General features: G+C 64.4%; 19 protein-coding genes. 8 read left to right on the forward strand and 11 right to left on the reverse strand.

The genetic code is table 11. The annotated features are described in order from the left end of the window. The first annotated feature begins 81 nt into the window (after positions 1-81). Positions 82-2409, forward strand: coding sequence for an autotransporter domain-containing protein (locus tag GWG65_RS32370; protein WP_275199556.1), 2328 nt, complete (start codon positions 82-84; stop codon positions 2407-2409). Between the two features lie 156 nt (positions 2410-2565). Here the strand turns inward: GWG65_RS32370 and GWG65_RS32375 are convergent, their stop codons facing one another. The 6 genes from GWG65_RS32375 to GWG65_RS32400 all read right to left on the reverse strand — a co-directional run bounded on the left by GWG65_RS32375 (position 2566) and on the right by GWG65_RS32400 (position 8589). Continuing rightward, positions 2566-5043, reverse strand: a complete 2478-nt coding sequence (locus GWG65_RS32375) for a molybdopterin-dependent oxidoreductase (protein ID WP_342760688.1) — start codon at positions 5041-5043, stop codon at positions 2566-2568. A 24-nt stretch (positions 5044-5067) separates the two neighbouring features. Then, a complete protein-coding gene (locus GWG65_RS32380; RefSeq protein ID WP_275199557.1) occupies positions 5068-5649 on the reverse strand; it encodes an SEC-C metal-binding domain-containing protein in 582 nt (193 codons plus the stop codon). Positions 5650-5791: 142 nt separating this feature from the next. Beyond that, positions 5792-7216: a hypothetical protein gene (locus tag GWG65_RS32385; protein ID WP_275199558.1), complete on the reverse strand. Its 1425-nt coding sequence runs from the start codon at positions 7214-7216 to the stop codon at positions 5792-5794. Between the two features lie 257 nt (positions 7217-7473). Next, the gene (locus tag GWG65_RS32390; RefSeq protein ID WP_275199559.1) at positions 7474-7905 is read right to left on the reverse strand and encodes a hypothetical protein; all 432 of its coding nucleotides are present in this window, start codon (positions 7903-7905) and stop codon (positions 7474-7476) included. A 68-nt stretch (positions 7906-7973) separates the two neighbouring features. Continuing rightward, positions 7974-8270, reverse strand: a complete 297-nt coding sequence (locus tag GWG65_RS32395) for a HigA family addiction module antitoxin (protein ID WP_275199560.1) — start codon at positions 8268-8270, stop codon at positions 7974-7976. 34 nt (positions 8271-8304) lie between these two features. Then, complete coding sequence (locus GWG65_RS32400) at positions 8305-8589, reverse strand: type II toxin-antitoxin system RelE/ParE family toxin (RefSeq protein WP_275199561.1); 285 nt, start codon at positions 8587-8589, stop codon at positions 8305-8307. A gap of 946 nt (positions 8590-9535) precedes the next feature. On the opposite strand from GWG65_RS32400, the gene GWG65_RS32405 reads away from it, so the two are divergent. Both GWG65_RS32405 and GWG65_RS32410 read left to right on the forward strand, forming a co-directional pair. Further along, positions 9536-11026 carry an amidohydrolase family protein gene (locus tag GWG65_RS32405; RefSeq protein ID WP_275199562.1) on the forward strand — a complete coding sequence of 497 codons (1491 nt, stop codon included), beginning with the start codon at positions 9536-9538 and terminating at the stop codon, positions 11024-11026. A gap of 3 nt (positions 11027-11029) precedes the next feature. Continuing rightward, positions 11030-11968: a GTP-binding protein gene (locus GWG65_RS32410; protein WP_275199563.1), complete on the forward strand. Its 939-nt coding sequence runs from the start codon at positions 11030-11032 to the stop codon at positions 11966-11968. Positions 11969-12000: 32 nt separating this feature from the next. Here GWG65_RS32410 and GWG65_RS32415 read toward each other — a convergent pair whose 3' ends face one another. Both GWG65_RS32415 and GWG65_RS32420 read right to left on the reverse strand, forming a co-directional pair. After that, entirely contained in the window at positions 12001-12372 is a 372-nt protein-coding gene (locus GWG65_RS32415; RefSeq protein ID WP_275199564.1) for a hypothetical protein, read from the reverse strand. 102 nt (positions 12373-12474) lie between these two features. Next, positions 12475-12852, reverse strand: a complete 378-nt coding sequence (locus tag GWG65_RS32420) for a tautomerase family protein (protein WP_275199565.1) — start codon at positions 12850-12852, stop codon at positions 12475-12477. Positions 12853-13032: 180 nt separating this feature from the next. Between GWG65_RS32420 and GWG65_RS32425 the strand changes: the two genes are divergently transcribed. After that, complete coding sequence (locus GWG65_RS32425) at positions 13033-13656, forward strand: TetR/AcrR family transcriptional regulator (RefSeq protein WP_275199566.1); 624 nt, start codon at positions 13033-13035, stop codon at positions 13654-13656. A gap of 149 nt (positions 13657-13805) precedes the next feature. On the opposite strand, the gene GWG65_RS32430 is transcribed toward GWG65_RS32425, so the two are convergent. Beyond that, complete coding sequence (locus GWG65_RS32430) at positions 13806-14264, reverse strand: hypothetical protein (protein WP_275199567.1); 459 nt, start codon at positions 14262-14264, stop codon at positions 13806-13808. Positions 14265-14620: 356 nt separating this feature from the next. Here GWG65_RS32430 and GWG65_RS32435 point away from each other — a divergent pair, with 356 nt between their 5' ends. The 4 genes from GWG65_RS32435 to GWG65_RS32450 all read left to right on the forward strand — a co-directional run bounded on the left by GWG65_RS32435 (position 14621) and on the right by GWG65_RS32450 (position 22402). Then, positions 14621-16303, forward strand: coding sequence for a cache domain-containing protein (locus GWG65_RS32435; protein ID WP_275199568.1), 1683 nt, complete (start codon positions 14621-14623; stop codon positions 16301-16303). A gap of 12 nt (positions 16304-16315) precedes the next feature. Then, entirely contained in the window at positions 16316-16999 is a 684-nt protein-coding gene (locus tag GWG65_RS32440) for an aspartate/glutamate racemase family protein (RefSeq protein WP_275199569.1), read from the forward strand. 121 nt (positions 17000-17120) lie between these two features. Further along, positions 17121-20426: a carboxyl transferase domain-containing protein gene (locus GWG65_RS32445; RefSeq protein ID WP_275199570.1), complete on the forward strand. Its 3306-nt coding sequence runs from the start codon at positions 17121-17123 to the stop codon at positions 20424-20426. 107 nt (positions 20427-20533) lie between these two features. Further along, the gene (locus tag GWG65_RS32450; RefSeq protein WP_275199571.1) at positions 20534-22402 is read left to right on the forward strand and encodes a sigma-54-dependent Fis family transcriptional regulator; all 1869 of its coding nucleotides are present in this window, start codon (positions 20534-20536) and stop codon (positions 22400-22402) included. 176 nt (positions 22403-22578) lie between these two features. On the opposite strand, the gene GWG65_RS32455 is transcribed toward GWG65_RS32450, so the two are convergent. After that, entirely contained in the window at positions 22579-23133 is a 555-nt protein-coding gene (locus GWG65_RS32455) for a flavin reductase family protein (RefSeq protein WP_275199572.1), read from the reverse strand. Positions 23134-23190: 57 nt separating this feature from the next. Then, on the reverse strand, positions 23191-24288 hold the full coding sequence (locus GWG65_RS32460) for an LLM class flavin-dependent oxidoreductase (protein ID WP_275199622.1): 1098 nt from the start codon (positions 24286-24288) through the stop codon (positions 23191-23193). Positions 24289-24421: the final 133 nt, after the last annotated feature.

Raw genomic sequence — 24421 nt, forward strand, 5'->3', positions numbered from 1 at the left:
TCTCGGCGTCCTTGAGCGAAATCCAGGCCGGCCTGTCGGCCAGCTCCAGCGAAGTCTCCTGGGTCCAGACCGCCTATCTGATTGCCGAAGTCATCGCGATCCCACTGTCGGGCTTCCTGTCGCGCGCCGGACGGCGCCGTCGGCGCGGGCGGCGCCGGCATTGTCGGGTCCGGCCTCACCGTCGTCACCGGCGGCGCGATCAACGGCGGCCTGTCCGGCGACGGCGCGACGCGCGCCAATGCGATCAGTTTCACCGGCGGCAGCAATACGTTGCAGTTGCAGTCGGGCTATTCGTTCCTCGGCAATGTCGTCGGCGCCGGCTCCGACGCGCTGCAACTCGGCGGCTCGAGCAATGCGAGTTTCAACGTTTCGAACATCGGCGCGCTCTACACCGGCTTCGCCAGCTTCGAGAAGGTGGGCACGAGCACCTGGACACTGACCGGAACGACAAGCGCGGCGACGCCTTGGATCCTGACGCAAGGCGTTCTGTCGGCCTCCTCTGACGCCAGTCTCGGCGCGGCCTCGGGCGGCCTGACCTTCGGCGGCGGAACCTTGCAATTCGGCGCAAGCTTCAACCTGGCGGCAACGCGCGGCATGACGCTCAACACCGGCGGCGGGACGATCGACACGCAATCCTTTGCGACGACCATCGCCTCGGCGATCATCGGCACCGGCGGCCTGACTAAGCTCGGAAGCGCGACGCTGACCCTGACGGGCGCAAGCACATACACCGGAGCGACGAATGTGCAATCCGGGACGCTCATCGTCGATGGCTCGATCGCCGCGTCAAGCCTGACGAGCGTGAACGGCGGCGCGACGCTGTCCGGGCAGGGAACGGTCGGCGCGCTGAAGGTGCTCGCCGGTGGCGTCTTTGCGCCGGGCAGCGGCACCGCGGGCTCGTCGATGACGGTGACCGGCAGCCTCGCGCTGCAGTCCGGCGCCTCCTACATGGTGCAGATCAATCCGACGACATCGAGCTCCGCCAATGTGACAGGCGCGGCGACGCTGGGCGGATCGACCGTCAAGGCGATCTATGCCAATGGCAGCTACGTCGCGAAGCAGTACACCATCCTGACCGCCGCCAGCATCAGCGGGACGTTCGGGTCGCTGGTCGATACCAATCTGCCGTCGAATTTCCATACCACGCTGAGCTACGATGGCACCAACGCCTACCTCAACCTGGGGCTGAACTTCGTTCCGCCGCCCGGCAGCGGCCTCAGCGGCAACCAGCAGAACGTCGGCAATGCCATCGTCAACTACTTCAACAGCAATGGCGGCATTCCGCTGGTCTACAGCGCACTCACGGCCAACGGCCTGACCGAGGCGTCCGGCGAGACCGCGACGGGTTCGCAGCAGACCACGTTCCAGGCCATGACCCAATTCATGGGCCTGCTCACCGACCCCTTCGGCGTCGGACGAGGGACCAGCGCATCCGCGCTGCCGGCATTTGTCGAGGAAAGCGAAGCGGCAAATTCCTATGTGGCAAGCCGCACGCGCAACGCGGCCGCGCGCGACGCCTATGCGATGTTCGCCAAGGCGCCGCCGCGTGCCTTCGACGCGCGCTGGAATGTATGGGCCGCGGGCTTTGCCGGCGACCAGACCACCGATGGCAGTGCGACGCTGGGTTCGAATATGTCGACCAGCCGGCTCGGCGGCGTCGCTGTTGGCGCCGACTACTGGCTGTCACCACAAACCGTCGTCGGTTTCGCGCTGGCCGGCGGCGCGACCAATTTCTCCATCGCGAATGGATTGGGAAGCGGGCGCTCCGACCTGCTCCAGGCCGGTACCTTCGTGCGGCACACCGTGAATAACGCCTACATCACCGTGGCCGCGGCCTATGGCTGGCAGGACATCACCACGGATCGCACCGTGACCATCGCCGGCATCGACCAACTCCGTGCACACTTCAATGCCAATGCGTATTCGGGGCGTATTGAAGGCGGCAACCGCTACGTCGTGCCATGGATTGGCGGCGTTGGCCTCACGCCCTATGCCGCGGGCCAGTTCACGACATTCCAATTGCCCGCTTACGCCGAAAGCGTCGTGTCGGGCGCAGGAACCTTTGCATTGGCTTATGCGGCCAGCAGCGTCACGGACACGCGCAGCGAAATCGGGCTGCGCAGCGACAAATCCTACGCGCTGGCCGACGCCATCCTTACCTTGCGTGGCCGGGCCGCCTGGGCACACGACTTCAATCCGGACCGCACGATCGGCGCCACCTTCCTGACACTGCCCGGCGCAAGCTTTGTCGTGAACGGCGCACGACAAGCGAGTGACTCCGCACTCACCACAGCATCCGCCGAAATGAAATGGCTGAGCGGCTGGTCGATAGCGGCGACGTTCGAAGGCGAGTTCTCCAACGTCACCAGGTCCTATGCCGGAAAGGGCGTCGCGCGGTATAGCTGGTAGACAATGGAATTCATAAAGCAATCTCAACCAAATAAGAGTTCGTAGTTTTGTTCTGAGTGGCGCGCCACGCTACGGATGTTCCGCGCTGTTCTGCGATATTGTCCGGTGCTGCGCGGGTGAAACACGTGCGTCCGAACAAATTGAATCCACCCTTTCCTAAAGCTCATCTGCGCGAGACCCCCGCACCGGCCGAACTTCGCAAAGATTGGATCGATGCGACGGCGTGCCGCTGACGGGATCGCGGACGCTGGCGTCGATTGTCAGGTTGAAGTTCGTGCCGTTCGGATCGAACGGATCGCAATCGCCAAGTCCCAGTTCATCGCAACCTTGCCACCAGCCATGCTCGCCCACGACCACGCGCGGATCGAGCTTTTCACTGAAGCGCGCCCGGGCTCGCATTCCGCCGGCCGGGGTGCGCACGTCAACCCACTCTCCGTTGCTGATTCCGCGTGCTGAGGCTGTCGCCGGATTCAGCTCGATCTCCGGATCCAGTGCGCGCTTGCGCAGGCTCGGCAGTGAACGCTGCTGGGTCTGACAAAAAAGGCTGGGCTTCGCGCACGTCAGGATCAAGGGGAAGGACGCAGCCAGATCGGGGCGGGCAACCGGGCCGATGGTTGGTTCGACAAAATCCGGCATGGCCGAATAGCCGTGATCAAGGAAAGTTTCCGACCAGAATTCGACTTTCCGCGACGGCGTCGGGAAGCCGCGCGGGTTTCCCTTGTCATCGCTTGCTGCGTACTTGATGTGCTGCGTTGTCAGCGGCTTCCGTAGTCCGGCAGGGTGCGCTCGAAGCTCGTCGAGGGTGACGCCGCTGGGAGCAAGTTGCTGCCGGTAAGCGGCATCGACATCGCCGTTCCAGAAATGCTCGCCAAGGCCGAGACGCGCGGCAAGGCCCAAGACAATGTCGGTATCGGACCGTGCCTCGCCGGGTGGGGCGACGATGGCCTGCCTGAGCTGAACGTGCGATTGCGCTTCTGCGCTGATTTCGAATCCGATCTTGAGGGATTCGCGTTCGAAGCAGGAGGCCACAGGCAGCACGATATCCGCAAGCGCCGCCGTCGGCGTCATGAACAGGTCGGCGTGGGCGTAGAAATCGAGCGCGGCCAGCGCCGCGCGTCCGCGAACCGGATCGCCGTGAGCGAGCAGCAAGTTGGCGCCGAACCCGATGAGTCCGCGGACGGGATAGGGCTTGCTTTCGAGAACAGCTCGGTAAAAGTCGCGAGGGGAGACATGGTTCCAGCGCGCAGGTCCGAGCGGGCGCTCGGCAAATCCGACCGCGGGAGCAAGCTGACTTGCCGCGGGCAAGTTCTCCCCGGTGATCGACCCGGCCGGCACCGCAGGGAACAGGACATTGCCTCCGGCCACATCGAAACTTCCGGTCAGAGCATAGAGCATGGCCATCGCCCGCGCCGTCTCCGTGCTGTTGGCGTGATGCTCGTGCCCGCTCCAGGCATAATAAGAGACAGGCCGGGCGTGCCAGATCGTGCGGACAGCTTCCTCCAATTGGTCGCGCGTGATCCAGCATGTCGATTCAATTATTTCGGGCGAATATCTGCGGCACAGCGCTGCGTAGCGATCGAAGACCGGTCGGCAAGCGGTCGGACCGTCCCTGGTTGCGACCGTGTATTCGCCTCGCAAGGCAAGGGTCACGGCGCCTTCCTCGTAGCGGCCAACCGCCGGATCATAGCTGACCACGCGGCTGGATCCTGAATCCCAAGCGACAAATTGTCCGGCGCCGCCGCCAGAAAGGAGGTCATCCGCCCTGAGCAACCTATCTGTATCGGAACGCACCAAAAGAGGTCCGTTGCTCCATGTGCGGACGAACGCTTCATCGTACCATCCGCGCTCGATCATGATATTGGCCAGACCCAGCGCGAGGGCGCCGTCGGTTCCGGGGCGCACCCGCAGCCAGACGTCGGCCTTGTTGGCAAGCCCGACGTTGCGCGGATCGATCACGATCAATTTCATTCCGCGCTTCAGGCCCGCGACCGTCGCGGTCGCATGCGTAATGCGCGTAAACGATGGATTATACCCCCACAGGATCAGGCAGCCGGATTCGGCAATGTCTGCCATTGCGCCGCCGCCACTTCCGGTCGCAACGCTGCCGACGCCGAAGACGTAGCGCGTCGCAAAGCCGCGTCCCCAGCCGCACAGCTCAAGCGCCGACACCATGTTCGGCGTGCCGAATGCATTCATCAGCCTGACAACGAAGGCAGCAGAATCCGCAATGGCGGTTGTCGAAGGCGACGATTGACTGAACGCCACCGCTTCAGGTCCATGCTGCTCGGCGATGCGCCGCATGGCGCTGGCGATCTGATCGAACGCCGCATCCCACGATATTTCCTCCCATCCCGGATCGGAGTCGCGTTTCGGCCGTGTTCGACGCAGCGGTCGCTTCAACCTGTCCTTGTGATAGACCAGCTCGGGAGCCGCTCGGCCCTTGGCGCAAATTGCCGCGCCGGTAGGGTGGGTCGGATCGGGGTCCAGACGTGCAAATCTACCATCCGTCACCGTTGCGACGGTGCCGCAACGGGCGATGCACAGACTGCAGTACCCTTGCACCTGCCGAACGTCCGGGCTCTCTGCTGACACCACAAACTCCCTTGCGGCAATGAGTGCTGCGTATAGTCGCACCGTATCGCGTCGATCGCCAACTGGTCACGCGGACCGAAGCCATCCTTCAGCAGCCAAGGCTTCCAGCTCGGCGAAATAAGCCTCATGCGGATTCTGGTCGCATGGCGTATCGAGGTCGCCGCCGCCCGATCTGATTCCACGCACCAGGTCGTTGATGTATCCGGCAAGCACCGAGCCGATCGCATGAACGGCTTCGTGACGATCGAGCCCTTCGGACATCAGTCGTTGCGCCGTGCCGCGCACCGGCAGTTCGCGATCAGCAATCTGGTTCTCGACGATGGCGTGAATAACGGCATGCAATTTCTCGCGTGGGAAACGGATCCGCGCACGTCGATGATACTCCATGACAAGATCGATCCGTTCTTGTTCGTCCAGCGCAAGCCACTGCTCCGGGTCTGGCTCCGTGAATGGATCGTATCCTCGGATCGCTCCTTTCGCTTGCTCGAGCGCCGATCGGGCGAGTTCCCGCGCCTGCGGATCATCCGGGTGTAATCGGGACGAGGCCTCGTTCAGGCCCTGTGAGTTGAGACAGCACCTCTTGAATTTCTTGCCGCTGCCGCAGGGGCAGGGGTCGTTCCGTCCCACTCCCTTGTATGAATTCACCATGGAAACGGCAGCGATCTAGCCGAGCGACAAATTCTGTTCCGAGCCAAGGGAGAGTCAAGGGACAATATACAATATGGAATAGCGTGGCGAGCCGGGCAAGCCCAGGGTCGGCGACCAGCGCAGCGGTCATGGCCAGACGCGTTCACTCCCTCCGTTCGCTGAGACCCAACTCTGTCCACAGCCACGCGAAATTGTAGCTGGCCATCGGATCATCTGGATCGGCGGACTTCGCCGTCCGGTTCTCCATGATCTTGAGCCACTCAACCACCTTGATCCGTCCGCCCTCCGTCTTGACCGCGGCACGCGGTGTTTGCCCTCCAAGCGCGGGAACCGGTTGATCGAGCACGTCGCGGTAGTGCCGGTCCATGTAATCATGGACAATGGCGCGCTGCTCCTCCGCAGGGATATCGAGCTGGTTTGGCATCGCAGGTTCTCGCGACGCCATGATCTGTTCGATCGATTCCGTCTTGACCGAGGGCTGGCGCAGGCGTCCGCCGAGCGCGTCGGACAGTAGCGCGCATCCGCGGCCGCAGCGCTGTTCGGAGTTGGCGCTGAGCACCAACGTTTTGCCCTCCAGCCGTATATCGCCCAGCACGAGCTTGTCCTCGTCGGACCACGTTTCGAGGGTGAGCAGTTCCCGCGATGGCCCATCGGGCTCCGATGCGGCGGCGGCCGGCCCGGCTACGCCTCTTTCTTCGCCAACCCAGCTCCATGACTTCGAACTGGTGGCGCGAAACTCCGGACGTGCTTCCAAAGCCGCTCTGATGTCACGCCCCGTGGTGCGGGCGGCGAGCGGGAAGCGCGCTTCGCACAGCATCACCTTGTCCCCCTCGGCGTTCCGCAAATCGGGAATCCTCGGCGACTGAATTCGGTCAATCGCGTCGACAAGCCAGAATGTCGTGAACATGGGCGCGATTGCGCGCAGCCTCTCGGTGGGAGAAAGATCCGAGAATGCGTCCTCGTCGAACTCGTATCCGTTCGCTTCGGCCAATTCTCGCTCGTCCTCGCTGCCGAGCGACTCCAGCTTCCGAACGGCCTCGATCAGGAGTTCCGATGTCTCGTGGTCGAATGCCAGCACAGCGCCACCGATCTGCGTCCGCGATCCCACATCAACGACGCGCGCGGCAATGCGGTCCCATGGCTTGAGGCTTCGGGTCGCGCTCCGCTCGCTGACCAGGATCGGTTCGCCGTCGCGGAGCAGGTCGCGCGCCAGAAACGAAGTGCCAGGGACGATGTCGCTGACCTCATAGAGGCTCATCGTCGATTTTCGCAGCGCGGCCACGTAATTGCGAACCGAGGCGGGTTCCTTCCAGCCGCGGCGCTTGAGATAGTCATCGGTCGCGTTCTCGCCGTCGAATTCACGGGTCAGGAAGTCCTCGAAAGCGCAGGCCCACACCGCGCTCATGAACAGGTCTTCGCCGATGGTCGAAGCGATATCCGCAATCTCGATGCCGATTTCCTCGCAGGTGGGGGCAAGGTGACATTCAAGGACCCACTCGAACCGTTCGGCCCATCGCTCGCGTGTAGACCAACTTATCAGCCCATCGAGCATGTGCTTGCCGGCCATGTTCCTGCTCGCGTCACGGAGTTCCCAGTCGCCGCGTAAGCGCGACCGTGCCGCAGATTAGCAGGTCCGCGCCATCTGTTCGATCCGGAACTGGATCTTTCGAAATGACATCAACGAATTTCTTTGGCACCCGAACTGGCCCGGCGACGCTAGGCACGTCTTCGGCCGTTTCGAGGTCGAATCGCGTCTGCCTGTTCATCCGGAAGGCCGCGCCGGTCTCGAAGCAGTTTGCCGAGCCGCCGCGCATGCGGGTTAAATCAACCGACAATTTCGATCTCATTCAGCGCACACCAGTCGCGCAGCGCCTGCTCGGTGGCTTTTGCTTCGAAGGCATGCCAGTGATCGATCGCATCTCGTCTGGCGAGCAGCGCCTTGAATTTCGAATAGGCACCCCGCTTGTTGAAGAAATAGCGGACGTCATCGAAATCGTCCGGCAGGTATTCGCGCACAAAATTGAGCACGAGCGGCTTGCCCAGGTCGAGTTCGCGCTTGTCCGGGAGCGCGACATATTTTTCCTCGTCGTCGATGTCGGCCGGTAGTTCGTCGAGCAACTCTGCGGTGTCGGGGAAATCGGTTTGGTAATGGATCTTGCCCGTCCGCTTGCAGACGAAGGCGCGAAACTCTCCCATGTCGCCGCCGGTATTGGCGAACTCGAAAGCTTCGGTAATTTCCGCGATAGTTAATGGCATGGTGGTTGGCCCGTGGCGACTATGATGATCTCAGAATTACGGAATTACGGTGACCGTGCACTACACCCTTATGCCGCCTTGTAGGAGGCGATCTTCCTGATCTGCGGTGCCAGCACGTCTTCGGCCGTTTCGAGGTCGAAGCGCGTCTGAATGTTCATCCAGAATGCTGCGCCGGTCTTGAAGAACTTGCCGAGCCGCAGCGCAGTGTCCGCCGTGACGGGCTTTTCTTCGCGCGCAATGCGCTCGATCCGGGTACGCGGCACGTTCAGGGCGGCCGCCACCGCGTAGGGTGTCAGCTTGAGCGGAACGAGAAATTCTTCACGCAGGATTTCGCCGGGATGAATCGGCGGAAGTTTCCTTGCCATCTGCGAACTCCTTTGGTTGGCTACGGTGACCCGTCTAATGATAGTCGATGATCTCGACATCTTCGGGACCTGTATCGGTCCATCTGAACACGATCCGCCATTGATCGTTAATGCGGATCGAGTGCTTGCCCGCCAAATCGCCCTTGAGAGCCTCAAGGCGATTGCCGGGAGGCGATCTCAGGGCATCGAGAAAGTCGGCGGCGTCCACCATGATCAGCTTTCGGCGCGCGACCTTGGCGATATCTGCCGGGAACCCCTTTGAGACCATGCGGCCCTGAAGGATCGTCTCGGCGAACTTGCCCTTGAAGCTCTTGATCATGGTGATACGTATCTTGTCGGGATACGTATTGCAAGACCTTCGTATCTCAATGAGATACTATTTGCGAGTGGCGCTTCGCGCATGTCGAACGGACGTGCGGGCCTTGGCCCGGCCGTCGGGCAAAACAGCCTAAATCAATGTCAACGCGTTGCTGCGAAAATATTCCAGTTTACCGAAACTCGGAGTTGTCGTACGTGTCGGCCATCCCAGCCCACCAAAGGGGCGGTCGTACGTCGTCACGAACGCGGGCTGGGTTGCGGTGTACGCGGGCGGCGTTAAAGGCGGGCTCGTGCGTGCAGGGCGAGATGAACCTCGTGAGCATGGCACGAACCCGCGATCGACGGACGGCGCCCAAACTCGGCGGAGCCTTTGGGCGAAGCAGGGTTGCCCGCGTACGGCGAAACCGTGGGGTCCCGACCGTCGTTGCTACGGTCAAGCCTTTGCGAAGGCAGTCATCGCGTCAACCGGTGCGATGGTCGTGAATTTCGCCAGGGTGAGGGAGGCCAGAACGAACTCGGCTCCCGGGAGAGCGCGGCATAGGCCGTCAAACCACTGCGCAGGGAAGGCCGGACGTTTGGCTGCCCTGTGTCTCCCCTGTGCATTTCGCGTGCATCCATTCAGCACGGGGGCTTTGCGGGTGCCAGCCGGCGCCCGGTCTTCCCTGCGCCCTTTCTTCGGAGAGGGTGACGAGAGAAGCATAGCTCGGGCAAAACATGCCGCGAGAACGCGGGCGCGCAGCCGCGACCTGTTTGCGAATTCTTTCAGTCGCTGCTCCATCGCTCCTCGATGTGTCCTGCGAGCATCGGACCTTCCGCTCAAGCATGATGCATCGGCTTCAGTGGAGGTGGTCGTTCGCCTTGGAATCTGCCTCTATGCGGCTTGAATCTGCCTCCGGAGCCACTGTCGGCCTTTGGAGGCTTTGGCAATCTGCTTGCGGAGTGACGATATGAGCGGCTTGGTGATCTCTGGCGGCCGGGTGGTTGATCCCGCCAGCGGGATGGACGCGATCGGCGATGTGGCGGTGGTGGATGGCCGGATCGCCGCGGTCGGCTCCTCGCTCGGCGGCGCTGAGCGGGTGATCGACGCCAGCGGGCTCGTGGTCGCGCCCGGGTTCATCGATTTGCATGCGCATGGCCAGTCGCTTCCCGCCGACCGCATGCAGGCATTTGACGGGGTGACGACGACGCTCGATCTCGAGGCCGGCGTGCTGCCGGTCGCGTCCTGGTATCAGCGCCAGGCCAAGAAGGGACGCGTGCTGAACTACGGCGCCGCCGCCAACTGGGCGTTTGCGCGCATCGGCGCGATGACGGGTTCGAATGCGGAAAGTTCGCTGGAAGCGTTCGGCAACGCCATGCGCGATCGCCGCTGGATCGATAACGTCGCGAGCGATGCGGAGGTCGCCGGCATCCTCGAGCGCCTCGCGCGCGGCCTGAACGAGGGCGGCATCGGCATCGGCATTTTGAACGCCTATGCGCCGGGCGCCGGCGTGCAGGAGCTGACCGCAGTCTGCCAGCTCGCGGCGGCACAGGACGTGCCGACCTTCACCCACGTCGCCTACATGTCCCGCATCGATCCCGAAAGCGCCGCCGAAGCCTATATCCGCCTGATCGGCTATGCCGGCGCCACCGGCGCGCACATGCACATCTGCCACTTCAACTCGTCGAGCAAGACGGACGTCGAGCGCTGCCGCGTGCTGGTCGCAAAGGCGCAGGCGCAGGGCCTGCCCATCACGGTCGAAGCCTATCCCTACGGCACCGGCTCGACCGTGCTGGCCGCGGCCTTCTTCAGCGATCCCGAGTTCGTCGAGCGCAACGGCACCGGCTACGATTCCGTGCAACGCGTGACCGACGGTCATCGTTTCCGTGACCGCGAGGAGCTACTGAAGGCGCAGGCCGAAGAGCCGTCCTCGCTGGTGCTGTGGCACATCCTCGATACCGAGAACAATTCGCATCATCGCGATCTCCTCGACATGTCGGTGCTGTATCCCGGCGGTGCGATCGCGTCAGACGCGATGCCGTGGACGCTGCCCGACGGCAGCACCTACACTGGCGACGCCTGGCCCATTCCGGACGACGCTACCTCGCATCCACGCTCGGCCGGCTGCTTCACAAAATTCATCCGCGAATGGGTGCGCGAGCGCAAAACCGTGTCGCTGCTGGAAGGCGTGCGCAAATGCGCACTGATTCCAGCCGAGATCCTGTCGCAGAGCACGCCCGCGATGCGCGCCAAGGGCAGGCTTCAGGTGGGCGCGGATGCCGACATCGTGGTGTTTGACTACGAGAAGCTCAGCGACCGCGCGACATTTTCGGCGATGAACCGCCCGTCAGAAGGCGTGCGGCATCTGATCGTCAGCGGCCAGCCACTGATCAGCGACGGCGTGCTGGATGTGGCGGCGCGCCCCGGCCGGCCCGTGCGCCGGCCCGTCGTCGAGGGCTGACGCATGCCGGTCCCGATTCTCCTGGTGACGGGTTTCCTGGGGGCGGGCAAGACCACGGTCGTGAACCACCTGCTGGCGCATGCGGACGGGCGGCGGATCGCCGCCGTGGTCAACGATTTCGGCGCGATCAACATCGATGCGGAGCTGATCGCGGGCGCAAGCGACGGCGTGGTGAGTCTTGCCAACGGCTGCATCTGCTGCTCGCTCGAAGGCGATCTGCTGCGCACACTCGCGACCCTGCTGCGGCGAGATCCGCGGCCCGATTACATTGTCATCGAAACCAGCGGGGTCGCCGACCCCACCGACATCGTGCGCAATTTGATGGACCCGGTGATCCTGCGCGAGGCGCTGCTGGAGACGGTGCTCTGCGTGATGGACGCAGGCACACCGCTGGCGGCCCTGGATGATGCGCTGCTGCGCTCGCAACTGCGCGCGGCCGATATCGTGGCGTTGAGCAAGCTGGACCTGGCGGACGAGGTCGCGGGCGCGCGGATGCGCGAGGCTATCCGCGCGCTGCGCGTCACGGCCGCGGTGGTCGATGCGAAACACGGCGAGATTCCGTCCGCGCTGCTGTTTCCCGCAGACGTCGATCGTGTGCCCGCAACGCGCGAGGTAGGGCCGCGACGGCCGGCAGAGGAACGTTTCGAAACACTGAGCTGGACCTCGGACCGGCCCATCTCGCTGCCGCGCCTGCAGCAGGCCATTTCCCGGCTGGCGCCAAAACTCGCCCGCGCCAAGGGCCTGTTCGAGACCGTCGAGCAGCCCGGGCGCCTGACGGTGTTTCAGTTCGCCGGCGGCCGCGCCACGCTGGCGCCGGGCGAAGCTCCGGCCGCAGGCGTGCCGCGGGCCCGGATCGTCTTCATCGCCGAGCTCGGCGTTCTCTCTCGCGCCGAGCTCGATGAGACTATGGAGGCGTGTGTTGCGAGTGGGGAAGGTTCGTAGCTCCGATGCAGCTTCCCCGCAACGCCGCCATCTCACTCTCCCTCCGGCTCGACCGGCTTCTCAGTCATCTCTTCGGCATGGAGCGGCGGAGCGCCGTGCGGACCGCGCAGCCGGATCATGGTGTCGATCACGTCGACATCGACCTTGAGCATGTCGAGATCGCGCGTCATCTCGCGCACCTCCTGGCCTTTGCGCGCCAGCTCTTCGGATACGTCGACCGCCATCCTGCGCTCGGTGACATTGCCCGGCGTGTTGACGAACAGCTTCGCGCGCATCCATTCCAGCCGCGCCCGCTGGGTGTCGCGCTCGAACTTCTTCTCCGCGTAGCGCCGCCGCGCCTCCGCATAGGCGGCGGTCAGCGCGGTTTCCGGCAGGCTCCACAATTGCTCGACCGACATGGTCATGCCGTTTCAGGTCCCGGGGCTTCGGATCGGCGGAGATATCGCTCCGCAGCCCATCAAAACCCTTCGGCGGTGGATTCTCAAGGGGCGTTCGGGCCCTCGGCCTCACGCAAATTGCGCGAGCCCGTGGCCGACGGACCAGTTCTCCGCCGGGGCATCGAGAACGTTGACGAACACGTCCTCGGGGCGGATGCCCGGGCTTTCGCCGAGCAGGTCCGCGATCCGGCGGTACAGCGCCTTTTTCTGCTCCGCCGTGCGTGTGGCGAACACGGTGATCTGGATCAGCACGGCATCGTCGCTCCGCTTGACGCCGTAGGCATTGCCGCAGCGGAAATTCGCCGCGTCGACCTCACTGATGGTCATGAACTCGTCGCCCTTGGGCACGTTCAGCGCCTCGCGCATGGCGCGGTAGAGGCCATCGAGGATCGCCTGCCGGTACGCCTCCGGCTTTCCGGCCCGCATCGAGATGTGAAGGAGAGGCATGGCGAATCCTTTTGCATTCCGGCGCGACCGGCCGCCTGCGGTTCGGCTCATTGACGCAGCGAGCGATCGCCCCCATTTTGTTTTTGACACGATGTCGAAAAATCACGTTCTTGACGTCGTGTCAAATATTATCTGGCTGTCTCGCATCCTGGGACGGCCTACTGGACAGAGGATGGACATTTGAGGCCGCGCGAGTTCGATCACGACGACGTCCTGCGCATCGCGTTCGATCAGTTCTGGCGAAAGGGATTCCGCGGCACCTCGCTGTCGGACATCGCGCGCGATGCCGGCGTCCAGCGCGGCAGCCTCTACAATGCCTTCGGCAGCAAGGAGGCGTTGTTCCTCCAGGCCTATCGGCGCTATGCGGCCGACTATCTCGCCCTCCTGCAAAAGGCGCTCGGCGCCGGTTCTTTGCGAAATCGCCTCGCCGCGTTCTTCGATCTCACCATTGCCAACTTCTGCTCGGGCTCGCCGCCCCGTGGATGTCCGACCACGCGCGGATTGATGGAGCTTGGAGCGGCCGAAGGCGAAGGGCTCGACGAGGAAGCGCGCCAGACCTTCGCCAACCTCATCTCTCACATAACCACTCTTGTTCAGGACGCGTTGTCGGCAGGCGCCGAGCGCGGCGAATTCAAAGGCAACCCCGAGGCCGCAGCGCTGCACATCATAACCGTGACGCGCGGCCTTGCCGTGCTCGAACGTGCCTTCGGCGACGAAGCCCAGCTTCGCAAGATTGCCGCTCATACGGTCGATCTCGTGCTCGACAAGGCGAATGAAACGGTCAGCAGGAAGCAAGCGCGTTGATTGCCCGCGTTGCCGCATCCCCATTCTCGGTGCCGACGAACCGGCAGACGACCGCCTCCAGCTCACCGGTATCCCCGCGGCGCGCGGCCGCGAGCAGTCTCATCCGATTGCGTGTCGACAGCAAGAATGGTGGATCATCGGTGATCTCGTCAGTGCAATGTGGGACTTCCCACAAGCCAGCTCTTCATCGTCACCGTCCAATCGTGGCCGCGCGACTGAACCTGCCTGTCCGGCAGGATGAGACCGGCCATGCGGAAGATCGTTGCGAGTCCCCGGACGGGGTGCAGCGCCCAGTCCGCGCCTGCGGTCGAGAGCCAGCACGCGAACTGTTCGCGCGCGACATCAACGCGGTCCTGCTGCGCTGCGACGATCGCCCGCAGGATGCCGTGCTCGCCGTCCGACACGCGCGGACAAATGGGGCAGCGAACCTCGATCGCGGTGTGGGCCGTGCATGCGAAGATCTCGATCAAGGCTTCGAGTGAGGGCACGGCATCGCCGACGCGAAAATGGTCATACACTTGCTGGATATCGGCTGCGGTAGGAACGGCGCTTCCGTTGCGGGCCTTGGCCCGGAAACCCCAAATGAACAGCCGCTCCGCCGCGCTCAACGCGGGAAGGTCGAGGGATTGTGCGTGTGTCGGTGGATGCATGGAGCCTCCGGCCTTTGCCTGCGCGCGCACCGCGGCTGACGCTGGGTATCTTTGCCGATCGTTCTGCCAGAGCCTCGCCCAAGTCAACGCGCGGAAGGCCGATATCGAGGTCTTCTAGAGTTGCGGCCGTTGAACGAGTCCTGATTGGAATCATTCAATCCAGGCGTAAGCCTCGCACCGGTGACTCTCGCCGGCGAGCGAGGGACTTGTCCGCGTAATATTTGCGGGGATTTCGGGAGCCCGAATGCTTAAGGCTTTGCTAAGGCGTTCAGGATAAACTGGCATATCTGCATTGCCAATTCATGCGAGCACCGATGATTTTCTCCCGCATCAGTTTCAAGCTGGTTCTGATCGTTGCCATCAGCCTTGTCGGCATGATCGCGCTGGCGCCGATTGCGCTCTCGACCCTGCGAAGCCAGATGGTCGCCGACCGCGAGGCCAAGACGCAGCATATGGTCGATATCGGCTACGGCATTCTGGCGCATCACCAGAAGCTCGAAAGCGAGGGAAAGCTGACGCGCGAGCAGGCGCAGGCCGCGGCGATCGCGGAGATCAAGAGCCTGCGTTACGACAAGGTCGAGTATTTCTGGATCAACGACCTGATACCCAAGATGGTCATGCATCCGATCAAGCCCGAGCTCGACGGCAAAGATCTCTCCGGAATGAAGGATCCCTCCGGCAATGCGCTATTCATGGGCTTCGTCGACGTCGTGAAAAAGCAGGGCGCGGGCTTCTACAGCTATCTCTGGCCCAAACCCGGCTTCGAGCAGCCGGTGGCCAAGATCTCTTATGTGAAGGGCTTTGCGCCCTGGGGCTGGATCATCGGCACGGGCATCTATCTGGACGACGTCGACGCCGCCTTCCGTCAGAATGCCATGACGCTTGCGCTGGTGTGCCTGGCGGTATTTGTCCTCGTGCTCGGCTGCTCGTTCGTGATCGGCCGCAGCGTCACCCGGCCGCTCGCCAGGATCACTGCGCTCACCGAGCGCCTCGCCGCCGGCGACAGCGCGTTCGATGTGCCCTACACCCATCGCCGTGACGAGGTTGGCGGGCTCGCCAAGGCGCTCTCCGTTTTCAAGGACAATGCGTCGGCGGTGCGCCAGATGCATGCGGAGCAGGACGAGCTGAAGCGCAAGGCCGACGACGAAAAGCGCAAGACGATGGCAGATCTCGCCGGCAGGTTCGAGGCCAGCGTTCAGTCCGTGGTCCGTGACGTCTTCAACGAGGCGCGCGAGATGCAGCAGGCCGCGCGAGGCATGTCGGAGACCGCGAACAAGGCAACGGAGCGCGCCTCCTTCGTCGCCACGGCTTGTCAGCAGGCCTCGAGCAACGTGCAGACCGTGGCCTCCGCCGCCGGCGAATTGTCATCCTCGATCTCCGAGATCAGCCAGCGCGTCGCGCAGGCAGCAAGCGTGGCCGACAAGGCCGCTGCCGACGGACAGCGCACCAACGACACCGTGCAGGGGCTTGCCGCGGCCGCGCACAAGATCGGCGAGGTGATCGACCTCATCAACCAGATCGCCTCCCAGACCAACCTGCTCGCGCTCAACGCCACCATCGAGGCGGCGCGCGCCGGCGAAGCCGGCAAGGGCTTTGCCGTGGTCGCAAGCGAGGTGAAGTCGCTGGCGAGCCAGACCGCAAAGGCCACCGACGAGATCGGCGCGCAGATCTCGGCGATCCAGGCCGAGACCAACCAGGTCGTCGGCAACATCGAAAGCATCCGCAGCACCATCATGGAGGTCAATGAGATCTCGTCCTCGATCGCAGCCGCAGTCGAGGAGCAGGGCGCCGCGACGCAGGCGATCGCCCACAGCGTGCAGGAGGCGGCCTCCGGCACCGACCAGGTCTCGCGGAACATCTCCGGTGTCACTGACGCGACGGCCGAGACCGGCCAGGCCGCCGGCCTCGTATTGCAATCGAGCGGCCGGCTGACGCAGAAGCTGCAATCGCTTCAGGACGAAGTCAGCACCTTCGTTGCCGGCGTGCGGGCGGCCTAGTATAGCAGTAGGATGGCTCCCAATTCCGGTCGGCGCACGCGCATCCTCCTGATCAATCCGAACAGCCTTGAGGCGACCACCGCGATGATGGTCGCCATCGCGAAGTCGGCCGCCATTGACGCTTTCGACATCGTCGGCGCTACCGCAGCACGCTCACCGTTGATGATCGTGACACCGGACGCGCTGGACGCGGCCGCAGCCGAGGTCGAGGAAATCGCGCGAGCGCATCGGAGTTCCTGCGACGGCATTATCGTTGCGGCGTTCGGCGATCCCGGCCTTGCCGGGATCAAGGCCGGCATGGAGCTGCCGGCGGTCGGTATTGGCGAGTCCGCGATGTTCGCGGCCGCCGAGAATGGCCGCCGTTTCGGCGTGGCGACCACGACGCCGCTGCTCAAATCGAAGATCGACGCCTTGCCGGACGTGCTGGGATTGCGGTCCCGCTATACCGGCACCCGCTTTGCCGAGGGCGAGCCGCAAGACCTTATGCGCGACCCGGCGCAACTCAGTGCAGCCCTCGCCGGTGCGGTCGAGGCCTGCATCGCGCAGGACGGGGCCGAGGCGGTCATCATCGGCGGCGGGCCGCTCGGCGAGGCCGCGCGCGCGCTCCAGCCGATGTTCGCCGTGCCGGTTATCGCGCCGATCCCGTCTGCCGTGGCGCGGATTATTCGCCTCATCACAGCGCGTACAGCCAACTGATATTCCGGCTCGCGGGACCGGTCATTGCGACTGGCTTCCTGTCCCTTGACGGCTGCAGCCAAAGTGACGAAGCAGATATAGAACTGCCGACCCGCTTGCTTGCGGGCATGGAGGCCCCCGCATGTCGTTCAAGAAACTCCTGATCGCCAATCGCGGCGAGATTGCCATCCGCATCGCGCGCGCGGCGGCCGACGCCGGCATCGCGACGGTTGCGATCCATCCCGCCGACGACGCGCTGTCGCTGCACGTGCGAGTTGCCGACGAGGCGGTCGAAATCCCGGGCCGCGGCGCGCGCGCCTATCTCGACATTGATGCGGTGGTGAAAGCGGCGAAGACGTCTGTCTGCGATGCCGTGCATCCCGGATACGGCTTCCTCAGCGAGAACGCTACCTTCGCCAAAGCTTGCGCGGACCAGGGCATCACCTTCGTCGGGCCGAGGGTGACTGCCCTTGAACTGTTCGGCGACAAGGTCGCGGCACGGCAACTGGCAAAACGTTGCGGCGTGCCGATCATCGCCGGCACCAGTGGGCCGTCGAGGCTGGACGAGATCACAGCGTTCTTCACGTCGCTCGGCAGCAATGCGGCGATCGTGATCAAAGCAATGGCCGGCGGCGGCGGCCGCGGCATGCGCGTCGTCGAGAACGCTCCCGATCTTGCGGAAGCCTATGCGCGTTGCCAGTCCGAGGCCAAGGCGGCATTCGGCTTCGACGGTGTCTACGCCGAGCGCCTGATCCGGCAGGCGCGCCACATCGAGGTGCAGATCATCGGCGACCGCCATGGCGCGATCAGCCATCTCTGGGAGCGCGAGTGCACCATCCAGCGCCGGCACCAGAAACTGATCGAGGTCGCGCCGAGCCCCTCGCTGAGTGAGCCCCTGCGCGGCCGCATCATCGAGGCGGCGAAGCAGCTTGCGGCCTCCGCGTCCTACGACAATCTCGGTACGTTCGAATTCCTGGTCGATGGCAGCGCGGATGACAGCTTTGCCTTCATCGAGGCCAATCCGCGGCTCCAAGTCGAGCACACCGTCACCGAGGAAGTGCTTGGCCTCGACCTCGTCCGCGCCCAGCTCGCGGTCGCCGCAGGCGCTTCGCTGGCCTCGCTCGGTCTGGCGCAAAGCGCAATCCTGAAGCCGCGCGGCTATGCGATGCAGCTTCGCCTCAACATGGAGACGCTGGACGAGACTGGCGCGACGCATCCGACCGGAGGCGTGCTCGCCGTGTTCGAGCCGCCGTCGGGACCCGGCGTCCGGGTCGATAGTTTTGGATATGCCGGCTACAAGACCAGCGCTGCCTTCGACTCGCTGCTCGCCAAGGTCATCGTGCATACGCCGGGCGATGCCTGGCACGATGTCGTCGCCAAGGCTTCACGCGCTTTGCGCGAATTCCGGATCGACGGCGTCGTCACAAATATCGATTTCCTCCAGGCGGTGCTGGCGCATCCCGATTTCCGGGCCAACCGCATCGCGACCGACTTCATCGATCGCAATATCGCGAGGCTCGTGGAGGCGGCCGATGGCGCCGCCAGGCCGCTCTACTTTGCTGCGACAGAGCGAAGCGGCGGTCCGGGGACCGAAGCACACGTCATGCAGCAGGTGCCTGAAGGCGCGGTAATGGTCGCTGCACCTCTGCAAGGAACCATCGTCACCATCCAGGTGAAGGAAGGCGAGGTCGTGCGTCCGGGCCAGCAGCTTGCCGTGATCGAGTCCATGAAGATGGAACACCTCGTCATGGCCGAGCAGGGCGGCCGGGTCATGAAGCTTCTCGCCGGCGACGGTGTCACGCTGATGCATGGCGAGCCGATTCTTTATCTCGAACCGCTGGACGTTGCCGCCGATGCGTCGACGGCGGAAGCCGACGTGGATCTCGACTACATCCGTCCCGATCTCGCCGAGCTGATCGAACGTCAGGCCAACACGCTTGATGCGAACCGGCCCGCCTCGGTCGAGCGCCGCCGCAACACCAACCAGCGCACCGCGCGCGAGAACGTTGCGCAACTTGTCGACGAAAACTCGTTCATGGAATATGGCAGCCTCGCGATCGCGGCGCAGCGCCGCCGCCGCAAGCTCGACGACCTCATCAAGAACACGCCGGCCGATGGTCTCATCATGGGCGTCGCCACCGTGAACGCCGAACAGTTCGGTGCAGAAGGCGGGCGCTGCATCGTCGTGGCCTATGACTACACCGTGCTGGCGGGCACGCAGGGCCACATGAACCACAAGAAGATCGATCGCATGCTGGCGCTTGCGGAAGACTGGCGCGTGCCGCTGGTGTTTTACGCCGAGGGCGGCGGCGGCCGGCCCGGCGATACCGACCGGCTCGGCATGACCGGTCTCGACGGTCCGTCCTTCGTGCAGTTCGCAAGGCTCTCCGGCCTCGTGCCGGTGATCGGAATCGTCTCCGGCTATTGCTTTGCCGGCAACGCCGCGATGCTTGGCTGCTGCGACGTCATCATTGCCACCAAGAACGCCTCGATCGGCATGGGCGGCCCTGCCATGATCGAGGGCGGCGGCCTCGGCGTCTATCACCCGGCCGAGGTCGGCCCGGTCTCGTTCCAGTCCCCGAATGGCGTCATCGACATCCTGGTCGAGGACGAGGAGGAGGCGACGCGAGTCGCTCAGAAGTACCTGTCCTATTTCCAGGGTGCGGTGACGGAGTGGGAGGCCGCCGACCAACGCCTGCTCCGCCGCGCCATCCCCGAGAACCGTCTGCGCGTCTACGATATCCGCAGCGTGATCAATTTCGTCGCGGACAAGGACAGCGTGCTGGAGCTGCGCCGCGACTACGGCGTCGGAATGATCACCGCGTTGATCCGCATCGAGGGTAAGCCGTTCGGCCTGATCGCCAACAATCCCCGCCATCTCGGCGGCGCGATCGACGCCGACGCCGGCGACAAGGCCGCGCGCTTCCTCCAGCTCTGCGACGCCTTCGACCTGCCCATCGTCTCGCTCTGCGACACGCCTGGCTTCATGGTCGGCCCGGAGGCGGAAAAGACCGCGATCGTGCGCCACGTCTCCCGCATGTTCGTCACCGGCGCGAGCCTCACCGTGCCGCTGTTCGGCATCGTGCTGCGCAAGGGCTATGGGCTCGGCGCGCAGTCGATGATCGGCGGCGGCTTCCATGCCTCCTTCTTCACCGCGGCCTGGCCGACCGGCGAGTTCGGCGGCATGGGTCTTGAAGGTTACGTCCGCCTCGGCTTCCGCAAGGAGATGGAGGCGATCGCCGATCCAGCCGAGCGCGAGACCTACTACCGCAACAAGGTCGCCGAGCTCTACGCCAACGGCAAGGCGGTTTCGATCGCCTCGGTGTTCGAGATCGACAACGTCATCGACCCAGCGGAGACGCGGCGCTGGATCATGGCGGGCCTGCGCTCGGTGCCGAAGGCGCCTCCGAGGACAGCGAAGAAGCGGCCCTGCATCGATACGTGGTGAGCGCGATGCAGCAATTTGATTGCGCTCTGCCCGTTCCCGGTTCCCAATTGACATCCCCGCCTGCGGTGCCAGACTTTGCACAATAGTACAGGGTGGAGACGTCCGCGATGGCCAGCCTTTCGGCCTCGAACCATGTCGCCCGGGTCTTATCCGTCGCCAATCATGTGGCCGACGTCGATGCCTCCTCGCGGATCGCCAGTTCATGGCGGCGCTGCCTGATCAGCCACAAGCTGGATCCTGCCCGTCAGGGGCCGCCGCAGACGCTGACCGAAGCGGAGGTCCGGCATGTCGCTGAGCCGATGGAGCAACTGATCCGGCTGGCAACGCCGGAACTGGAGGATCTCGCCCGCGTGCTGCGTGACGCCGGCTACTGCGTCAATCTCGCCGACCCCAGCGCCACGATGCTCTGGAGCCGGCTGCCCGGCGCCGCCGATACCGAGATCTTCATGCGCTGGAAGGTCTACACCGGCTCGAATTTTTCCGAGGCCTTTGAAGGCACCAACGGGCTCGGCACGGCGCTGGCCGAGCAGAAGCCGATCCTGGTGCATCGCGACGAACACTTCCGCGCGCAATGGAGCATGTTCTCCTGCGCGGTGACGCCGTTGTTCGATGAGGCCGGCCGCCTCTCTGCTGCCGTCAACATCACGTCCTGCCGCGATGACCTCAGCCGCACCGCGCACCAGCTCGCGCTGGCAGTGGCCATCGAAGCGACGCGGCGGATCGAGGCCGCGATCTTCCGCGGCCATTTCCGCAATGCCTGGATCGCGACCCTGCCGGGGGACGGCGGCAGCGGGCTGCTCGCCTATGACGACGACCGCCGCATCGTCGGCGCCTGCCGCTCGGCGCGTGCGCTGCTGGGGCTGACCGACGGCATGATCGCATCCGGCATCGATCTGTCGCGCTACATCAGGTTCGATCATCAGGCCGCACGTGGCACCGACGATCCGGTCGAGCTGCGCCGCGCCGATGGCAGCTCGTTGGGCCAAGGCCAGATTGTGCCGCCGTTGCGTGCACGGTCATCCGCGCGTCCGATTGCTTCGCGGCGCGAGACCCCGGTCGACCGCTTCGACGCCCTGCACCGGCTCGCCGGCCGCGATCCCGGCCTGATCAGAAGCGTGAAACGGCTCAGAAGCATCGGCGATCACAATCTGCCGGTGCTGCTGCATGGCGAGACCGGGGTCGGCAAGGATGTCTTTGCGCGCGCCATTCACGCGGCCAGCAACCGTGCGCGCAACAACTACGTCGCGCTGAACTGCGCGGCGATGCCGGAAAGCCTGATCGATGCCGAACTGTTCGGCTACGAGGCCGGCGCCTTCACCGGCGCGCGGCGCGACGGCTCGAAAGGCCTGATCGTGCAGGCCGACGGCGGCACGCTATTCCTGGACGAGATCGGCGACATGCCGATCGCGCTCCAGACGCGTCTGCTTCGCGTGCTCGAGAACCGCGAGGTCTGGCCGCTCGGCGCGCTCAAGCCGATGCCGGTCGACATCCGCCTGATCAGCGCCACCCATCGCGATCTCGGCCGCATGGCGGAGGAGGGCGCCTTCCGCGCCGACCTCTATTTCCGCCTGCGCGGCCTGGAAGTGCGATTGCCGGCACTGCGCGAACGCGCGGACCGGGACGATGTAATCCGCCAGATCGCGAGCGAGGAGGCGCCCGGCTGCCGCCTCTCGCAGGAAGCCTGGTCGCTGCTCTCGGCCTATCCGTATCCCGGCAACATGCGCCAGCTCCGCCACTTGCTGCGGCTCGCCGGCTGCACGGCGGAGGATGGCGTCATCACGGATGCCGATCTCGATTTGCCGCCGTTCGGTGGGCGAGCGGCGGCGCCGGACCTAGCGGCAGCGGAACGCGCGACGATTGTCGAGGCGCTACGCAAGCATGATGGCCGCGTGACCGAGGCGGCCCGCGCGCTTAAACTCAGCCGCGCCACGCTGTACCGAAAAATCAAGCAGTTGAAGATTGTAACGACGCAGTAGCTCTTTCTTCCCCTCTCCCCTTGTGGGAGAGGGTGGCTCGCCGCGTAGCGGCGAGACGGGTGAGGGTCATCTCCGCGCGTGACTTTCTTGCGACTGAATTCGCAGATGCAACCCCTCATCCGGCGCTTCGCGCCACCTTCTCCCACAGGGGGAGAAGGAAAGAGTCATCTGCCTCCTCACGAAAAGTCGCTCCAGCTCAGATGCCGCGAGTCGAGATCGCCGACGGTTACGGTGCCGCGCACCTCGCGCGGGGTGTGGAAACTGCTGCGGAGATAGACGAGCGGCGCGGCTCCGTCCGAATGCGACACGCCGCGGACCTCGCCGACGAAGATCGAATGCGTCCTGGTCTCGAATTCCTGTGCCAGTATGCAGTCGAACGCCGCGACTGCATCCGTCAGCACCGGCGCGCCGGTTGCACCGCGCGTCCACTGGCCGAAGGCAAAACGGTCGTCGCCGTTGACGCCCTTTTGCCCGCTGAAGGTCAGCGCCAGCAGCGCGTGATCCTCGTGCAGGAAGTTGATTGCAAAGGCGCCTTCCTCGCGGATGCGCGCGTGCGCACTTGCGTTGCGGTTGACGCAAACGATCAGCGAGGGCGGACTGTCCGACAGTGAGCAGGCCGACGTCACCGTCAGTCCCGTGCGGGTGCCGTGCTCGGCCCCCACCGTTACCAGCGCGACGGCGCCGGCGCATTGGCGCATCGCCTGCTTGAAATCCTTAGCATCGATGCTCACGCGTGAGCCTCCGAGAATGAAGCGAGTGCGGCACGGTCGCGCCGCACCCGCTTGCGGTCAAGCCGCCTTCTTCGCGGAGCCGAGATGCACCAGCCGCGGCATCACCTCGTTCTTGAGCAGCGAGAGCGAGTGGTGCCAGGCTTCCGCCTTGTGCTTGTAGTCGAAGCCGAACACCAGGAGCACGCCGAAGCCGCCGACCTCGTCGTAGATCTTCTCGATCTTCTCGGCGACGGTTGCGGGCGAGCCGACGATCCAGTTCCGCTTGGCGCAATATTCGACGGTGACGTCGCTGTCGGACACGTCGGGCGCGTGCTTGAGATAATCCTTGAAGCCGAAATGGCCGAGCAGCGGCAGGAAGTATTCGTGCATCATCCGGCCCATCATATCGCCGGTGGAGAGCTTCCAGGCCTCCTCGTCGGTGTCGGCAACGAACACCTCGCGCACCAGCCGCCAGTCCTGGCGGTTCGGCTTGCGTCCGGTCTTCGCGGCGCCGATCTCGACCGAGTCCCAATGGCTGCCGACATAGGCCGGGTTGAGGTTGAGGCTCATCGGGATGAAGCCGCGCTCGCCGGCAAGCTTCAGCGTGTCCGAGTTCTTCGACAGCCCGGCAACCCCGATCGGCGGATGCGGCGCCTGCAACGGCTTGATGTGGGGCTTGAGGAAATCGAACATCGTGTCCGGCTTGGTCACCGTCCAGTATTTGCCCTTGTAGGTGAACGGCGCAGGATCGGACCAAAGCTTCAGGATGATCTCCAGCGCCTCGCGCGTCATGTCGCGGTTCTGCCCGCTCATGCCGTCGACGTTGAACATCGCCCAGTCGCTTGGCAGGCCCGACGCCGCGACGCCGAAATTGAGCCGCCCCTCGGACAGATGGTCGAGCATGGCGACACGGTTGGCGAGTTCGGCCGGATGGTGATAGGGCAGCAGGAAGCCGCCCGGCCCGATCCGCAGCTTCTTGGTCTGCATCAGCGCCTGGGCGATCAGCAGGTCCGGCGTGGGATTGGGTTCCCAGGGCGCGGTGTGGTGCTCGCCGACCCAGGCCTCCTGATAGCCGAGTTCGTCGAGCCAGCGCATGACTTGCAGGTCCCAGTCGTTCCCTTCCTTCAGGCCGCACTCCGGCGGGTGCGAAGGCATCGTGAAATAGCCGATCTCCATGGGTTTCCTCATCTGATGTTATCGCGTCTTGCTGCGCGGTTCACGGACGTGAGCGAGGAGACTTGAGCAAGCGGTGTGCCAGCGCGCGGATGCCGCGAAGATGCGAGAAAAGGCTGGTTTGAGCCGGCAATAG

Source organism: Bradyrhizobium sp. CSA207, from assembly GCF_029051685.1.
In the GTDB taxonomy this organism is placed as follows: Bacteria; Pseudomonadota; Alphaproteobacteria; order Rhizobiales; family Xanthobacteraceae; genus Bradyrhizobium.

What these genes read in the sequence shown, in the direction of transcription:
- GWG65_RS32380 (WP_275199557.1), bottom strand. Translation starts at nt 5,649, where the DNA reads ATGGTGAATTCATACAAGGGAGTGGGACGGAACGACCCCTGCCCCTGC.
- GWG65_RS32385 (WP_275199558.1), bottom strand. Translation starts at nt 7,216, where the DNA reads ATGGCCGGCAAGCACATGCTCGATGGGCTGATAAGTTGGTCTACACGC.
- GWG65_RS32390 (WP_275199559.1), bottom strand. Translation starts at nt 7,905, where the DNA reads ATGCCATTAACTATCGCGGAAATTACCGAAGCTTTCGAGTTCGCCAAT.
- GWG65_RS32395 (WP_275199560.1), bottom strand. Translation starts at nt 8,270, where the DNA reads ATGGCAAGGAAACTTCCGCCGATTCATCCCGGCGAAATCCTGCGTGAA.
- GWG65_RS32400 (WP_275199561.1), bottom strand. Translation starts at nt 8,589, where the DNA reads ATGATCAAGAGCTTCAAGGGCAAGTTCGCCGAGACGATCCTTCAGGGC.
- GWG65_RS32405 (WP_275199562.1), top strand. Translation starts at nt 9,536, where the DNA reads ATGAGCGGCTTGGTGATCTCTGGCGGCCGGGTGGTTGATCCCGCCAGC.
- GWG65_RS32410 (WP_275199563.1), top strand. Translation starts at nt 11,030, where the DNA reads ATGCCGGTCCCGATTCTCCTGGTGACGGGTTTCCTGGGGGCGGGCAAG.
- GWG65_RS32415 (WP_275199564.1), bottom strand. Translation starts at nt 12,372, where the DNA reads ATGACCATGTCGGTCGAGCAATTGTGGAGCCTGCCGGAAACCGCGCTG.
- GWG65_RS32420 (WP_275199565.1), bottom strand. Translation starts at nt 12,852, where the DNA reads ATGCCTCTCCTTCACATCTCGATGCGGGCCGGAAAGCCGGAGGCGTAC.
- GWG65_RS32435 (WP_275199568.1), top strand. Translation starts at nt 14,621, where the DNA reads ATGATTTTCTCCCGCATCAGTTTCAAGCTGGTTCTGATCGTTGCCATC.
- GWG65_RS32440 (WP_275199569.1), top strand. Translation starts at nt 16,316, where the DNA reads ATGGCTCCCAATTCCGGTCGGCGCACGCGCATCCTCCTGATCAATCCG.
- GWG65_RS32445 (WP_275199570.1), top strand. Translation starts at nt 17,121, where the DNA reads ATGTCGTTCAAGAAACTCCTGATCGCCAATCGCGGCGAGATTGCCATC.
- GWG65_RS32450 (WP_275199571.1), top strand. Translation starts at nt 20,534, where the DNA reads ATGGCCAGCCTTTCGGCCTCGAACCATGTCGCCCGGGTCTTATCCGTC.
- GWG65_RS32460 (WP_275199622.1), bottom strand. Translation starts at nt 24,288, where the DNA reads ATGGAGATCGGCTATTTCACGATGCCTTCGCACCCGCCGGAGTGCGGC.